Source organism: Microcoleus sp. C2D2, assembly GCF_036702495.1.
Lineage (GTDB): Bacteria > Cyanobacteriota > Cyanobacteriia > Cyanobacteriales > Microcoleaceae > Microcoleus.
In genome coordinates, this window is the sequence record NZ_JAUBTO010000084.1 from 1 (window position 1) to 14,801 (window position 14,801).

General features: G+C 46.9%; 15 protein-coding genes and 1 tRNA gene. 5 read left to right on the forward strand and 11 right to left on the reverse strand.

Features of this window, described 5'->3' with window-relative positions; all coding sequences use genetic code 11:
• Positions 1-118: 118 nt before the first annotated feature.
• From QUB61_RS23800 to psbX, 5 genes are all read right to left on the reverse strand, one after another.
• A complete protein-coding gene (locus QUB61_RS23800; protein WP_333132471.1) occupies positions 119-739 on the reverse strand; it encodes a PPC domain-containing protein in 621 nt (206 codons plus the stop codon).
• A 132-nt stretch (positions 740-871) separates the two neighbouring features.
• Entirely contained in the window at positions 872-2,317 is a 1,446-nt protein-coding gene (locus tag QUB61_RS23805) for a trypsin-like peptidase domain-containing protein (RefSeq protein WP_333132470.1), read from the reverse strand.
• Positions 2,318-2,493: 176 nt separating this feature from the next.
• Complete coding sequence (locus QUB61_RS23810) at positions 2,494-3,624, reverse strand: redoxin domain-containing protein (RefSeq protein ID WP_333132469.1); 1,131 nt, start codon at positions 3,622-3,624, stop codon at positions 2,494-2,496.
• Positions 3,625-3,910: 286 nt separating this feature from the next.
• Positions 3,911-4,720, reverse strand: a complete 810-nt coding sequence (locus QUB61_RS23815; protein ID WP_333132468.1) for a Ycf66 family protein — start codon at positions 4,718-4,720, stop codon at positions 3,911-3,913.
• Positions 4,721-5,003: 283 nt separating this feature from the next.
• Positions 5,004-5,123 (reverse strand): photosystem II reaction center X protein, encoded by a 120-nt coding sequence (gene psbX, locus QUB61_RS23820; protein WP_172191671.1) that lies wholly within the window; start codon positions 5,121-5,123, stop codon positions 5,004-5,006.
• Positions 5,124-5,247: 124 nt separating this feature from the next.
• Here psbX and QUB61_RS23825 point away from each other — a divergent pair, with 124 nt between their 5' ends.
• Entirely contained in the window at positions 5,248-5,532 is a 285-nt protein-coding gene (locus QUB61_RS23825) for a YggT family protein (RefSeq protein WP_333132467.1), read from the forward strand.
• 179 nt (positions 5,533-5,711) lie between these two features.
• Here the strand turns inward: QUB61_RS23825 and accC are convergent, their stop codons facing one another.
• The gene (accC, locus tag QUB61_RS23830) at positions 5,712-7,067 is read right to left on the reverse strand and encodes an acetyl-CoA carboxylase biotin carboxylase subunit (protein WP_333132466.1); all 1,356 of its coding nucleotides are present in this window, start codon (positions 7,065-7,067) and stop codon (positions 5,712-5,714) included.
• Between the two features lie 228 nt (positions 7,068-7,295).
• Between accC and QUB61_RS23835 the strand changes: the two genes are divergently transcribed.
• Together QUB61_RS23835 and QUB61_RS23840 are read left to right on the forward strand one after the other, a co-directional pair.
• Positions 7,296-7,379: transfer RNA gene (locus tag QUB61_RS23835), tRNA-Leu, on the forward strand.
• 225 nt (positions 7,380-7,604) lie between these two features.
• Positions 7,605-7,817, forward strand: a complete 213-nt coding sequence (locus QUB61_RS23840; protein ID WP_333132465.1) for a helix-turn-helix transcriptional regulator — start codon at positions 7,605-7,607, stop codon at positions 7,815-7,817.
• Positions 7,818-7,942: 125 nt separating this feature from the next.
• Here the strand turns inward: QUB61_RS23840 and QUB61_RS23845 are convergent, their stop codons facing one another.
• From QUB61_RS23845 to QUB61_RS23865, 5 genes are all read right to left on the reverse strand, one after another.
• Positions 7,943-8,422 carry a hypothetical protein gene (locus QUB61_RS23845; RefSeq protein ID WP_333132464.1) on the reverse strand — a complete coding sequence of 160 codons (480 nt, stop codon included), beginning with the start codon at positions 8,420-8,422 and terminating at the stop codon, positions 7,943-7,945.
• Positions 8,419-8,652 (reverse strand): hypothetical protein, encoded by a 234-nt coding sequence (locus QUB61_RS23850; RefSeq protein ID WP_333132463.1) that lies wholly within the window; start codon positions 8,650-8,652, stop codon positions 8,419-8,421. The genes QUB61_RS23845 and QUB61_RS23850 overlap by 4 nt, the downstream gene beginning before the upstream one ends.
• Positions 8,653-8,714: 62 nt before the next feature.
• A complete protein-coding gene (locus tag QUB61_RS23855) occupies positions 8,715-10,295 on the reverse strand; it encodes a hypothetical protein (RefSeq protein WP_333132462.1) in 1,581 nt (526 codons plus the stop codon).
• Between the two features lie 17 nt (positions 10,296-10,312).
• A complete protein-coding gene (locus QUB61_RS23860; protein ID WP_333132461.1) occupies positions 10,313-10,669 on the reverse strand; it encodes a hypothetical protein in 357 nt (118 codons plus the stop codon).
• 13 nt (positions 10,670-10,682) lie between these two features.
• Positions 10,683-13,772 (reverse strand): CHAT domain-containing protein, encoded by a 3,090-nt coding sequence (locus tag QUB61_RS23865; RefSeq protein ID WP_333190136.1) that lies wholly within the window; start codon positions 13,770-13,772, stop codon positions 10,683-10,685.
• Positions 13,773-14,184: 412 nt separating this feature from the next.
• Here QUB61_RS23865 and QUB61_RS23870 point away from each other — a divergent pair, with 412 nt between their 5' ends.
• Entirely contained in the window at positions 14,185-14,427 is a 243-nt protein-coding gene (locus QUB61_RS23870) for an AbrB/MazE/SpoVT family DNA-binding domain-containing protein (RefSeq protein WP_333132459.1), read from the forward strand.
• Positions 14,424-14,768: an endoribonuclease MazF gene (gene mazF / locus QUB61_RS23875; RefSeq protein WP_333132458.1), complete on the forward strand. Its 345-nt coding sequence runs from the start codon at positions 14,424-14,426 to the stop codon at positions 14,766-14,768. The genes QUB61_RS23870 and mazF overlap by 4 nt, the downstream gene beginning before the upstream one ends.
• Positions 14,769-14,801 lie beyond the last annotated feature (33 nt).

Sequence of the window (14,801 nt, forward strand, 5' to 3'; positions counted from 1 at the left end):
AATTGGGTCAACAGGTAAAAGATGAGTAATTTTACTCATTGACAATAGTGCTTTTAGCTTAACTTGTGAGTAATGCCAATCAAGGAATTATTCACATAGATACTCGCTTTCGAGCCAATTAATTTCCAGTTATTTCGCGGACGGTCAAACTGTACTTGCCTCTACCTTTGGGAAGCGGATGGGCAGCATTGACCATGACGCGGTAGCGACCGCTCTCCGTCAAGGTAACAGTAAGCTCAGAATTGGAATTTTGCTGGGTGACATCATCATTTTCTCCAAGTAGCTCGATCTGGGAGTTGAAAATAGCGAGGTAAGTATTAAAATCGGTACTTTCTAGGGTAATAACCACTGTCTGACCCTGAGTGCCTTCAAAGGTATACTCGTCGTACAAAGTGCTGTCTAAGGCCAGTACAGAAGACTTACCAGGGGTGAGTTCTCCGTTTTGCTCTAAAATGACCTTAGATGAACCCGCATCAGGACTCGGCCCAGGTTCTACAGTTGGGATCTGAGTTGGCGAACTCTGTGGTGATGGCGACGGCTTGGGGCTTACTTGAGCTAAAACAGCCAAGGCAGCAGGGTTCGCATCAGTTAAATTTAGAGGAAATTCTGCTGAAATGAGGGTAGAACTGCTGTTAGCAACCCCACCTGAATTTGAAACTGACAGGGAGAGAGTCGGCTTACCAGAAAAAGTAGTTACCAGAGCAATTGGCGCGATCGCCCAAAATCTAACTTTACCCATGAATTACCTCGATGTGCAACGAAGAAGGAAGGAAGAAGTCAGTAGTCAGTAGTCAGTAGTCATGGATTATTTGTTAGGTGCTACCAATGCCCCATGCCCCATGCCCCATGCCCCATGCCCCATGCCCCATTTTCAACGGACAGTTAGAGTGTAACGACCCCGGCCCGAAGCATCGTAAGCATTGACGATTACGCGATAGCGACCCGTAGCGGGCAAAGTAACGGTCACAAACGCATTTTTAGTCGAATCGCTCCCTTCGTCATTTTGTGCCAGTAATTGGTCGTCAGGGCCAATGATAGCCACATAGGGTTCGAAATCTGTACTTTCGAGGGAAATGGCTACAGACTGACCAGCTCGACCTTCAAAAGTATACTCGCGATACAGACTGTTGTCAGACGGCAGTACCGGGCCGCCTGCGACTAAAGCGCCTTCTTCTTGCAAAATCGCCCGAGAAGGCTCGGTAGCACTCGCTTTCAGTTCTAACGTATAAGCCCCCGACTCGCTAGCTTCGTAGGAATTTGCCACTAAGGTGTAAGTGCCGTCTGCTGGCAGCCTGACTGTAATTCTGGCGTTTTTACTGCCGGCTCCGTCATCATCTTGCGCTATGCCGCGCTGGTTGGGCCCGAGCAATATTAAATAAGGGTCAATTTCTTCACTTTTCATTTCTATTGTGATTTGCTGGCCCGCTTTTCCCTCAAAGGAGTAGAGGTCAAAAAAGCTGTTGTCTTCGGGCAGAACGCTAGACTTGTCGGTGAGTTTACCGCTGATTGCGGGCCCGTTGAGCGCGAGTTTTTCAGGTGATTTGTTGCCAAAGGGCGATCGGGCTTGAGCCACGCGGGGAGCTCGCCCTTCTCGTACCGCTGTCAGGAAACCGGGTACTTTGTCTGCTGAAATTGCAAAACCGATACCGATATTGCCACCGCCCTGACCGCGGGTAAAAATAGAAGTATTGACGCCGATTAATTCTCCAGAACTGTTGAGCAGCGGCCCTCCAGAATTGCCGGGATTGATGGCGGCGTCGGTTTGAATTAAGCCCCGAGAAAGGTCGATGCGGCTGACGATTCCGACTGTAAAAGTACCTTGAAATTGACCGAATGGATTGCCGATCGCAAATGCTTGTTGCCCGACTTTCACCGAACCGGGACGGGCTAAAGGAATGGTCGGCAAATTGTTTTGACCGCGAATCTTAACCACGGCTAAGTCTAGACCTTGTTCGCCAAATCCGACGACATCGGCGACAAATTTTCTGCCGTCTGACAGAATTATATTCACGGTACCGCCTGCCGAAACGACATGGGCGTTCGTTAACACCATGCCGTCGGGGCTGATAATTGTGCCGCTGCCGTTAGATCTATCTGTATCGACGGTAACAACCGCCGGACTGGCTTTTTCGTAGACCCGAATATTGGTTTGTTCTTCGACATTTTGGGCGATCGCACCTTGTCCGTGCACCGAGTTAAATTCCCTTAAATCTGTTGATTGCCGCACAGGGGATTTCGTAACAACCCCAGCAGCGCTGGCTGCAACCCCAACCGTTAAAATTCCCGATACTGCTAAACTTAGAAGTTTGAAATTCATGGCGATCTATCTATTAGTGTTTAGCGATCGGTAGCTAGGAATTAGGTTTTGTTGCTAACTGCTAACTACCCTCTGTAATTATTTTAGGACTTGTACAGCGTCCGTGAAAAATCCAGGGGGGAGAGAGCGGTTTTGACGCAACGCAGGTGGTTGAAACCCAAATCCTCAGAAGAAGACTATCCCTCCGTAGTTTCGGCAATTCTAGAATCCGGTGCGTCAGCTAAATACTTAAAATTAGCTTGTCGCACCACAGCATCCTCATTGCCGTAGAAAAAAGACAGCAAAGCAAAACGCTGGCCGCTAATCACCGGCGTCGCTTCGTGCAGCACAGAACACGAAAAAATAATCGCCGTGCCAGAATCCCCTTTATAACCGTGCGGCGCGTACTCTGGAAACCGTAAAAATCCCCCCGTGTACTCCCCCACATTCAAGTTCAGCGTCATCGCAAACCTGCGGTGCCGCGTAGCTTTGCTAGTGTTGTCGCGGTGCGGCCGAAAATAACCGCCACTCTGGGCATCGTAACAGCCCACCAAATACCGCTCAAACCTGGTAATTGTAAACTGAAAAGCTTTTTCTACTTCCGGCCGCACCCGGCGCCAAATAATCGCACTCAATCGCTGTTGCAACTTTGGGTCTTCAATAAAGAAATCTCGGCGCTTCTTGAAAGTGTCGTCGTGAATGCCAACAGTTTTCTCGTCTATTTGCCTCATAAAGCCCGAGGGACTACCACCGTGAGCTTTGTACATATCGATCAAACTGCGGCAAGATGCTTTGTCCAAAACGTTAGGAATTACCAACACCGGGGCGTGAGGAGTTGCCGGTCGCCCTTCCTCCTTTGGAGGCAAAGTTTTGAGAAAATCTAATACTTGCTGGGCGTGTTGGTGCGGTTCGCCCATGGGCAAAATATTAATTATCTGAAGGTTTTCGTTGAGAACAAAAGTTTGGGGTGCATAGTGAACTCCGGCAACTCCATTTTGTTCGACATCTTGGCAAACACCGTACTGCTGACTGACTGTTTTATCCAAGTCCCAGAAAAAGATGAATGACGGAGCAATTGTTGTCGGTCTGTTTTGTTCTTTGTCTGCTGGGTCAACGCTCACTCCGAACCGCGCTACTTGCAAGCTTTGGAATTCTTCTGAAAGCTCTTGAAAGCTTTTGAGCATAACTTGGATTTGTGCAAAAGCTGCGCTCGCAAAGAAAAACAGCACGACTCGCCGGCCGGCAACCGTCGGGAAATGAAATAAGGGGTTATTTGTAGAAGGAATGGAAAACCAAGGAGCCGGATCTCCTATTTCGAGTAATGGCATCTTGCTAATTTGAAATTTGGGATTTTATTTTGAGATTATTATGCTGTCCATTAGTTCCACAGGTTCAGTATGTTAAAATCATTTTTTACAAAATAATTAGCTTTTATTTGTGTAAATCTGCGTTTGTCTGCGGTTTCACACTCGCAATTTACAGTTTTTTTAAGCAATAAGTCTAATATCTGATAATAAGTAGATGGGTATCAATAAACGCAACTTCGAGTTCTGCGGTTTCCCAAACTGGAGCTGTGGGATAAATGTTTAGTTTCACCCACCTACTTATGTTTGCCTATTTGTCGAAATTGGGGGAATTATCCGGTTGGTCTTCCGGGTATTCTACAGGTCGATACTCCACGTAGTCTGACGGCGGTGCTTCCACGTCGCGGTTGCTGGGGCGAGACCTCGATGCTTCTGTCGGACGGGTTTTTTTCGTTCTCGGCGGCGTATCGGAACTGCGGTTTTCCGAAGCAGGGGGGCGACTGCTACGGCTGCGGGCGGGTCTTTCTTCGGGGTTGTCTGAAACGTCCCAGTTGTCAGCCCCTTGGACGGGCGGGGCTTCCGGGCGTGCGGGACGTTTGCGCGACGCTCGATCGGGCGACTCGGGCCTGGAGGTGTTAACGCTGCCGTTGCGGTTCGAGGGACGGCGGCGGGGTTCGTCGTCGTAGGCTTCCCGCGAGGAACGGTAGTCTTGGCTGCCTCTAATCCGGGGACGCTGCGGATAGTCTTCCTCTGGTTCTAGCTGCTCAATTTCGGCATCGTAGCCATCGTAACCGTAGGCGTTGCTGACCGGCCGCTCTTCATCGACGTATTGGGCGCGGCTTTTGGCTTGGGCTGTGGTCGCTCCTCGCAGCTTGATGCTTTCTGCTGCAAAAAATATGGCGGTACCGCTGAGCAGAAATTGACCGAATGCCAGAATTGGGTCAAGCCGCCACCCTTGAAATAATAGAATACCGCCGCACAGCAAGCCGACTGCTGCAAAAAAAATATCGTGGTCTCGGGCTAGTTTGGGACGCCACGATCGCAGAAAATACAGTCCTGCCCCTGCAACTGCTAGGATGATCCCTAGCAGGCTGCTCCAGTTCAATCCTAAATTGACCATTAGCCTATCTCCTATGTCTTTCCTATGTTAGCGAGTTAGATTTTACATCTATCATTAAGTCTGTTATCCCGACTGTGCTTTCTGGGGCAGCGTCCGGTCAGGGTTTCAGCTTGGTAAGTGAGCTTTATAGTAATGAGTTTAACGGGAAAAAACCTCAGCTTGGCAGTCAACGGAAGGTTTTGCCTTCACAGAAGCTGGCAGCCGAGGTTTCTCGGATCGGGGAAATGCCCGACGTGTAGCCGAAAATTGACTTTCATGCCGGACTTAGAGGCCCCCACACTTTTTAGGTGCGCTTGATTTTGTCTTTTTGGCTGATGAAGATCAGGGCGACCGTTGCTGGAATCACTACTACCGCCACGCCGACCAGCAGGCTGTACAAAAAGTTCGCGAGAGAAGGAGTCATAGATTCAAAGCCTTTGTTACAACAATTTGATTTTTATTAATTTTATACTTTCGATCGCACCTGTCAAACGGTTAAAATTATGAAGGCCCGACTTAACAAAACTTAAGATTTCGAGATAAGAACCATGAGTGGTATTACCGTTGTAAGTTGGATTCTGGGCTCTGTCCTAGTGCTGATGACTTTGCTATTTATTTTTCGGATCGTCCTGACTTGGTATCCCGAGGTGAACCTGAGCAAGTTGCCGTTGAGTCTGATTGCTTGGCCCACGGAACCTTTTTTAGCCGTAACTAGAAAGATTGTACCGCCGATCGGCGGGGTGGACATTACGCCGATTATTTGGGTGGGTATCTGTAGCTTGCTGCGAGAAATGATTCTCGGCCAGCAAGGGCTGCTGACGATGATGATGTAAGAGTCATTAATCATTAGTCATTAGTCATTAGTCATTAGCAGGAGTTTTGACGATCGCCAGAAAGGAAATTTCGAGCGCTTAAGAAGCTTCTTGACCAACTTGACACCGGCTGAACTGGCATTCCCACCTTAATCCCACTAATGACTACTGACTAATGACTACTGACTAATGACTACTGACTAATGACTGTTTTGGTTCAAGAACTGTTCGACGAAATTTGTGTAAACTTCGCCGCTGAGAAACTCGGGGGAATCGAGGATTTTTTGGTGGAAGCCCAGGGTGGTGGGGACGCCGGTGATGGCGCATTCCCGCAATGCCCGTTTCATCCTGCGGATGGCTGTCGGTCGATCGCGCCCCCATACAATTACTTTACCGATTAAAGAATCGTAGTAAGCGGGTATTTCGTAATCGGTGTAGACGTGAGAGTCCATCCGCACGCCGGGGCCACCGGGAGGCAAATAACCGCTGATTCTGCCGGGGTGGGGGCGGAAGTTGCGATCGGGGTCTTCAGCATTGATGCGGCACTCGATCGCGTGACCGCTGAAAATTACTTGGTTTTGCTTGATTTGCAGTTTTTCTCCTTGGGCGATGCGAATTTGTTCGGCTATCAAGTCCAGGCCTGTAATCATCTCGGTGACGGGATGTTCTACTTGGATGCGAGTGTTCATTTCCATGAAGTAGAACTTGCCGGATTTGTCAAGCAGAAATTCGACTGTGCCGGCACCTGTGTAGTTGATGGATTTGGCGGCGGCGACGGCGGCGTGACCCATTTGATCTCGCAGTTTCTGGGTGAGGGCTGGGCTGGGGGCTTCTTCGAGGAGTTTTTGGTGTCGGCGCTGAATCGAACAATCTCTCTCGCCGAGGTGGATGACGTTACCGTAGTTGTCGGCGAGGATTTGGATTTCGATGTGGCGGGGTCTTTCGATGAATTTTTCGAGGTAAAGTCCGGGATTGCCGAAGGCTGCATCGGCTTCGCCTTGGGCTGCTGAGAATAGTTTGGGGAGTTCGGATGCTTCTTTGACTAGCCTCATGCCGCGGCCTCCACCGCCTGCGGTGGCTTTGATCATGACAGGATAGCCGATGTCGCGGGCGATCGACAAAGCTTCGCGATCGTCCGCCAGCAATCCCTCGCTACCGGGAACTGTGGGGACTTTCACTCGCTGCATGGTTTCTTTGGCGGTGGATTTGTCGCCCATGGCCCGCATGGCGGCAGGAGAAGGGCCGATGAAGGTTATTTGATGGTCGGCGCAGATTTCGGCAAATCGGGCGTTTTCGGCGAGGAAGCCGTAACCGGGGTGAATGGCTGCGGCGTTGCGCGTCAGTGCCGCGGAGATGATGTTGGGGATGTTTAAATAGCTTTTGCTGCTGGTGGGGGGGCCGATGCAAACGGCTTCGTCTGCCAACTGGACGTGCAAGGCGTGTGTGTCTACGGTGGAGTGAACGGCGACCGTGGCAATCCCCATTTCCTCGCAGGTGCGCAGTATGCGGAGAGCTATTTCTCCCCGATTAGCGATTAAAATTTTCGAGAACCCCATCTTCGCTGCTTAATTCACTCAATATTCTGTACAATAATGCCTTTCGGTATGTTCTGGATAATCGTTTTGCAGAAATTGTTCACAAAAATTTATTTTACATTTGGCTGGTAGTGGTGCTATGATTGTAAATCGGCGGTGTCAAAGGGCAAGTCACAAGTTAAATGTCAGGAACCTCAACCTGTGAATCTTTAACTTGTAAGGCAAAAAGCCCGGAGATTGCCAGAAAGAGCGGATGTGGCGGAATTGGTATACGCGCACGCTTGAGGTGCGTGTGGCATTATGTCCTTGCGAGTTCGAGTCTCGCCATCCGCATTGAATATGTAAAACAACTGTTGACGGTTTTGGCTGTCGGCAGTTGTTTTATATTGAGTGGTTTTTCTAGAAAGTCGATCGAGTACCGTAGGGTGCGGATTCATCAGATATCTTTAAGGGCGATCGAACTTCTGACAGATCCGCACCCTACAAAATACTGTTTAACTGTCGATCGACAATTGTGTTTGAATTAAAAACATAGATACTTATCGTTTGTCAAGTAGAATGGGCTTAGTTAGGTTCCGAATCCGAGAGTTTGCTGACGAAAAAGGATGGACGCTAAAGGATGTTGCCGATCGATCCGAGGTTCCGTACAGCACAGTCAGGCACTATGCTCGATCGGAAGGTCTAGCAACGGTTGATATCACATCAATTCAAAAAATAGCTCGCACGCTGGATGTTTTGATTGAAGAGTTGATGGATGTTGTCAAAGAATGAACAGCGAGTACCCATCGGGTGCGTCGCTATCAGATATCTTTAAGTGCGATCGAACATCTCACAGCGACGCAGGATACAAATGAGAGTTTTTGTGCGTAAATCGTGAGTTTAATAAATTTTTTGCATCATGTTAAGTTACCTTCTGTATCAACTTTAGTTTCTGTCTGAGATCCATCATCATTATCTTGCAAGAAACCGTGATACCAAGGTGTCACAATTCCATTTTCTCGTCCTAACCTCACAATTTCCCATAAAAGCGGGTCTTTACTTATTTGATGTTCCAGAATCAGTTCCCAATAGGTATTAGCTCCTAGATCGGTGCGTTCAATTAATCGGTTTTCTCCAGCATTCCAGAATCTCTCCACAATCAAACGCTTGGATTCTACTGTTTGGTCAACTAATATAAGTTTTGTCGCAACTATTTGCTCAGGTTGCAAATTGAGATATTCAATAGCATGATTGTATTTGGGAATGCAATCTAATTCAATATTTTCATCGGGTTCAAGGTCAAAATACTCTGAGGGTGTTAACTCTACGGATTGCCAATGAAGACTGTTATTAAGTTTGTATTCGATCGCAATTTGGATGTTTGTCTCAGTTTTCATCTGTTTTTACCTCTTTTGCCTAAATCTCGACCTTCAAAGGCTTTCATAATCTGCTTGTAGGTTTTGGGTTCGATATCTTGATTGTTTAGCATTTCCTCTAACTGATTAGGTGTTTGCTTCAGCAAAAAGTTGATATCAATACCTTTAAGGTTTGGGTTGCTTCTAAGATCCTTGAGCTGTCCTAGTCCAGCTAATTGAGTTTCTATGGGAATGTTTGGCTGAATACTCACTATTTAACAAGCATTGATTAATATAGTAACTAAACAAAGGCTAAATGTCACACATACAGGACTTACGCATTGTAATCGAGATCGGGAGGATGCGATCGCACTTCTTCCGCTTCCTGCAAAATATGGTTAACTGGTGGACTTTGGGAATCGGGTAAACTTGTCTGCCCAGGTGAGGATTTACCGTTGAGATGGCGCTTAGTCCTAAACCAAGCCAACCATCCCAAACCTCCACCCAACAAAAGACTAACTGCAATCAACATAATGGAGGGATGGGGAGGTAGGAAAGGATGTTGGGGAGAGGGGAAATCCCAAGGTTCTTTGAGCGAATCGTAGCTGCTGGCTAAGATTCCGGCGACGCCAACTCCTACACCGATACCAGTACCGACTGCTTGAATCGTATTTTGTAATTCGCGATCGCGCTCTTTTTCCACTTTCTCATACTGTACCTGTTGTTTTTGAGCATCAACTTCCACAATGCCCCGGATTGTTTCTATCATCTGTTGAAACAATTGCCGTCCTACGGTAAGATAACTCATATTGACTTTAATCTGTTCCTGAAATTTCGGGCAACTCCGGTCAACAAAATTTTGTATAAAATCTAAGTTATCCATTTCTTGGACGCTGCAATCGCCAAGTTGTTTGAGCCAATCACTATAGTTTTTAGCATTCGTTTCAATTGTAATCTGGTGAAGTTCTATATCTCGCAAATAGCGGGCATAAGTTAACCCGATTTGGGGGAGTTCAGTCAGCCAGCCCTCTAGTTGTTCCAGACGCTCCTTTCTATCTGATTTCAAACGACTAAATTCTTCTACTTTTTCCTCTAATTGACTGTAGAGTTTTCTCGCTTCCTTGTTGCAAAGATACGCTTGGTGATCAACATAAATAATTTTACTGCGGCAGCATAACAAATTGAGCAGCGGACGGTAATACTTGCCGGATGCTTCTATCTCTGAAGTTTTTTCATCAGTATCTAACCAGACTAGGATATGACAATTTAATCTCGGATCTTCTTGACTATTGTCAAATTCAAAAATGGGACTACCTAGAAGTTTCCCCTCACTGATAAAATATGGTTGTGGCTGTTTAAGCTCTGAATCTTGAAACAAAGCGTCTACACAAGCTACTGCTAAATCTTTATGATTAGTGCCAGCAAAATCAACAGGTTTGGCAAATAATACTAGGGTTTGTCCCAGTGACGCTTGGATTTCGCGAGGTAGCAGACAGCCTTGAAAGTTTAGGTTGCTCAGTTGGTTGATTTCTAATGTTGAATTCGGGTAAAGTAGCGTGAAGTCAAGGGCGTAAGTGTCATGGAGTTGGAGCGGGTAAATTCCGCCTGTCAGGGGCAGTCGCTCCGGTTGGCTAACAGTTGTAAATGACACAACTCTATCGCCATTTGAATCGTAAAGTTCAAGATAGTCGCTCGGTTGGCTATTTTGGCTGTTTCGATTGTTTAGCTTTTCGGGTAAAAAATCGAGCTGCGGATTTGTTTGCAGCAGGTGTCCCAAAGCAGCGCATTTCTGCCATAAATGATCGGCTTTGTCTACAGGTTGTTTATCGCCTTTTGCAAGGTTGTTGCACAAATGAAAGGCAAACAGCGTGAGTTTGGGGTTGGCAAGTTTGCCTGTCAATTCAGGATTGTTCATCACGTAGACCCTGAGTGCTATTTTGGCTGGTTGGGGAAACTTTCTTGGATGGCATTTAATAGCGTTTCTCTGGAAACTTTGGGAGGTGGAGGCGGTGGAGGAGGTGTCAGGGTGTTTGTTCCTGGCAGGCGCTCTCCCGCTGATTTGGTTTCTGTTGAAAACAACTCTTTGCGAGTCTGGCGTAAAGCCTTTTGAAGGTCGGTGTACTTGGCACACCATTCAATGATGTCATCAGCAAGTTCATCATCTTTTTCTCTAAAATTAGCAGTTGCTTCTTTAAGGTCTTCATGCCTATTCTCATTCAAAAACAGGGGTTGCTGATTTTTGATTAGGTGTATGAAGGCGTTGATATTCTTCAGACTATCTTCGAGCATTATTCTCAGATTCCTATTGGCCCACTGAACAAAATGCAGCCCAATGGTAGGGTGATTGAAACGGTCGTATTTCTCTAGCGCCTATCTCATCAAGCATATCGTATAGCGCTTCTTTTTGGGTGGGACGTAGGGGAAGTTGGCTTCTCCACTCTTGTAAATTTTCTGTGGTAGCATCCCGCAGCCAAAGTTGAGCAGAGTTAAGGGCAAGGGAGACACTTAACCCGTCTTTGAGAAGCTGATAAAATTTTATCATCAAAAATGAGGTAGACAAATCGCTGACGGCCCACAGCGTCGGTACTACACTGGAACTGCCAGCCGCCAGGAAACCGCTAGGTAAGCTGATATATTCATCGCTGATGCTGTTAAATTCGCTGATGCCTGTTTCGCAGGCGGAGAGGACAACCAGGCGACATTCTCGGAGGTCAAGGTCAAAGATGTCTGCGAAGGTGAGGCATTTGGTGAGGTCGAGGGTGTTGCCATTTTGTAAGGGTAGATAGCGAGTGGGGTTTTCTTCAGGGGGAGGCGGGGGTAATTCGCAGTCGGCTAGCAGCAATGCTGATAGCAAAGGTTGATTAAAGTTAAAGTAGCCATGACAGCTAAAGTGGGCGCAGTGGGCGATGCGGAGACGGCTGTTATCTATCAATAATTTGTCGGCACCACTTTGGATGAGGATATCTTTGAAGTCAAAATGCTGACTAATCACTTCTACTTCTAAGTCGCTACAGTTCAGGTCATTAGAGGGATTTTGGACGCCAAATAGGTGAGTGAAATTTGGGCGTTTTCGCCTTTGTGCCTGTTGCAGCAGTTGACAACTGGGGGAATAGCGGACACCTTGTTTGAAGCAATCTAGTAGGCAGGGAGTGGTGGGTGCAGGAGACTGGGTTTCTGGGTTAAATCGCTTCCAGGTTTCATGGCTAACCGGCAAGGCGTGAATAGGGAAAAGGTGCAGGAAACGGTGGGGAATTAAAATTAGTTGATCGCAGTGTTTGGGTACTTTCCCCAGAATTTCATTGATATGCAATATTTCAGATAAGCTTTGGAGGCGAGGGGCTAGGTTTTCCCGCCATTGGGTTTTGTCTTCCTTTTGGTAATCTCTCAGATATTCCTCGCCCCAATTTACCAAGGCTTGAAAATCGGCTTTTGAAGATTGCCAGACTATAGGAGTTGGTGATTGGGGGGTGATAATGAAAGTAAGGAATTTGTCGCCCAGGATGTACCATTCAAGGATAGCGGTGTTTTCTGCAGTGAGGGCTTGAATATCGCTGTAGAGGATGCCTTTAACTTCTTGAGTCAGGAGGAAGTCGGGGTCGATGGGTTGGATGTCACGGACGAGCAGTTCATCGAGTTGTTGCCGCAATTGGGTGAGATGGGTTTGATCGCGGCTGGTAGTTTGTAGGGTGTCGATTTGGAGGCCGCGTTCTCCCGATATTGTGCCGCTGTTGCTGTTACGATTTGTCTGTTGGTTGTCTAGTCGGCCCTGTTCGGCATCAATTTCTTGACGCAGGCGCGAGAGTTCCTTGAGAACGGTTTCGGGAATATCGCCTTTGGGGTATAACTCGCGGGTGGCAACGAGTTCGACTAAGTTTCGGGCTTTGCTGCCTTCGACGTATTCTAGGGCTTTGGTGTAGTGTTTTAATTCGATGCAAACTTCTACCATGCCCAGATAGAGTTTATTCCATTCTTCGGCTAATTTCTGTTTGGTTTCATCCCCAGATTGAATCTCGCCCCGTAAAAATTCTACTGTTTCAATCGCTTTGGCATAGGTATTATAAGCGAGTTGCCATTGCTGGTTACTTTGGTAAAGATTACCTAAATTAGATAAAGTCTCTGTATGTCCTTGTGGGAAAGCCTCGCGAGTTCTAATAGTTAAAGCCTTGTTAGAAAGTGTGATCGCCAGTTCAATATTCTCTGCTTTCTCTCCCCTGGTTCTGTAACTGTAGGCAATTGCCAGATTATTTTGCGTCGCAGCCCAATCTAGGGGAAAGGCATCGCGCGTGTAGACGGTTAATGCAGCAGTGTAAGATGCGATTGCCAGTTCGATATTCTCTGCTTCCTCTCCCCTGATTCTGTTACGGTAGGCTGTTCCCAGATTATTTTGCGTTATAGCCCAATCTTGGGGAAAGGCATCGGGGGTGAGGACGGTTAATGCAGCAGTGTAAGATGCGATCGCCAGTTCGATATTCTCTGCTTCCTCTCCCCTGATTCTGTAAGTGTAGGCAATAGCCAGATTATTTTGCGTTATAGCCCAATATTTGGGAAAGGCATCGGGGGTGAGGACGGTTAATGCAGCAGTGTAAGATGCGATCGCCAGTTTGATATTCTCTGCTTTCTCTCCCCTGATTCTCTTACGGTAGGCTGTTCCCAGATTATTTTGCGTCGTTGCCCAATATTCGGGAAAAGCTTCGCGGGTGTAGACGGATAATGCAGCAGTGTAAGATGCGATCGCCAGTTCGATATTCTCTGCTTTCTCTCCGCTGATTCTCTCACCGTAGGCTGTTGCCAGATTATTTTGCATCCTTGCCCAATTTTCGCTTCCCGGTTCCCAATTATTTAAAAGTATTTGATAACCAGTAATGGCAATTTCAAGATTATTCGCTCTTTTCCCCAGCGGAAAGCGACTAATATGATTACTCAAGTTTCCCATGAGGTCGAGAATAGATTCAATTGCTTCGGGATGTTCGGCAATAAAATCCTGGGTCAATTGCTGTAAAAACTCGGCAAAACGGGCATTGAGGAGATGTTGCCGCCCGGCCAGCATGGGGTAAATTACTTTAATATCGCTGTTGCTATCTATTTTTGCTACCAATAGGTCTCCGATAAACTCTAAATACTCTTGGGGATTTTCACCTTCAGAGTTATCGCTATCTCCGTCATCGTTCATCCCCAAGAATTGCCCTAGCTGACTGGCCAAATTCCGTAAAAAATTAGCGGGATTTTCCTGTCCTTCCTCTGCCAGGTTTTCTGCTACTACCTCGCAAACTTGCAGAAACCCCCAATCTACCAATTCTAAGTTAGCCTGTAAAATCTGCAGTTCCTCACCTTTGGGGCAAGTCAGGAGTGTCTCAATCAATTGCAGATAAGCTTGGGCGCGGGTTTCTTCCATTGTGGGGAGTTGTCAGTAACACGGATGTTTATTTTAACATGATTCGATGAGTGGCCAGAAACCGGGTTTTTTCGAGAATATTTGGTTACAGGCGAAGAGATGGGAAAAAACCCGGTTTCTTCGATTGTGCGCGAGTGGCCAGAAACCTCGGTTAGCCCGATAGTCCGCCAGGGGTTTAAACCCCTGTCTCATAGCAAAAGTCCTCTTAAGAGGACTAAAGATTTTTTGATTTTTATCTCAGCTTTTCAGTCGGTTTCAACCGACTTTCGCTATTAGCCAGAGGTTGAAACCCCTGGCGGTTGTGGGCGACACCACTTTACTATTAGTTGCTATACTGTAGACACTCTGTATATACATCCTCAAAAAAAAGGTGAATTCCTCAGAGTAATATCACTAGCTAGAGGATTAGGCTATGGTTGCAACGATCGCCAAATGGGGAAACAGTCTTGCTGTTCGGATTCCACAGCATTTAGCTAAAGAGATTAACTTAGCTGAAGGTTCCCAAGTGCAGCTTGTGTTGATAGATGGTAGGCTGACGATCGAGCCGATAACTCGTCGGCGATATTCCTTAGAGGAATTGATAGACGCGATTACTCCAGAGAATCTTCATAATGAGATTGATAGTGGAGTTGCTGTAGGGAACGAAGTTTGGTGACACAATCAAATCCCTACATTCCGAGTCGAGGCGATATCGTTTATTTAGACTTTGACCCAACTAAGGGACACGAACAAAAAGGACTTAGACCTGCTTTTGTGCTGTCGCCTCGCGCTTACAATGAGAAAAGCTCCTTAGCTTTATTTATGCCTATTACAAAGCAACAAAAAGGCTATCCTTTTGAAGTTCCTCTACCGACTGGATTGAAAGTTCAAGGAGTAATCCTTGCAGATAAAATCAAGTGTCTAGACTGGAAGGTTCGCGGTGTTCGATTCGTTGAGTCTGTATCTGAAGATGCGATCGAGGAGGTGCAAAGCAAAATTGAGCCATTGTTACTGTAAAACCCGGTTTCTTTAGTTGGGGCGACTACGAAC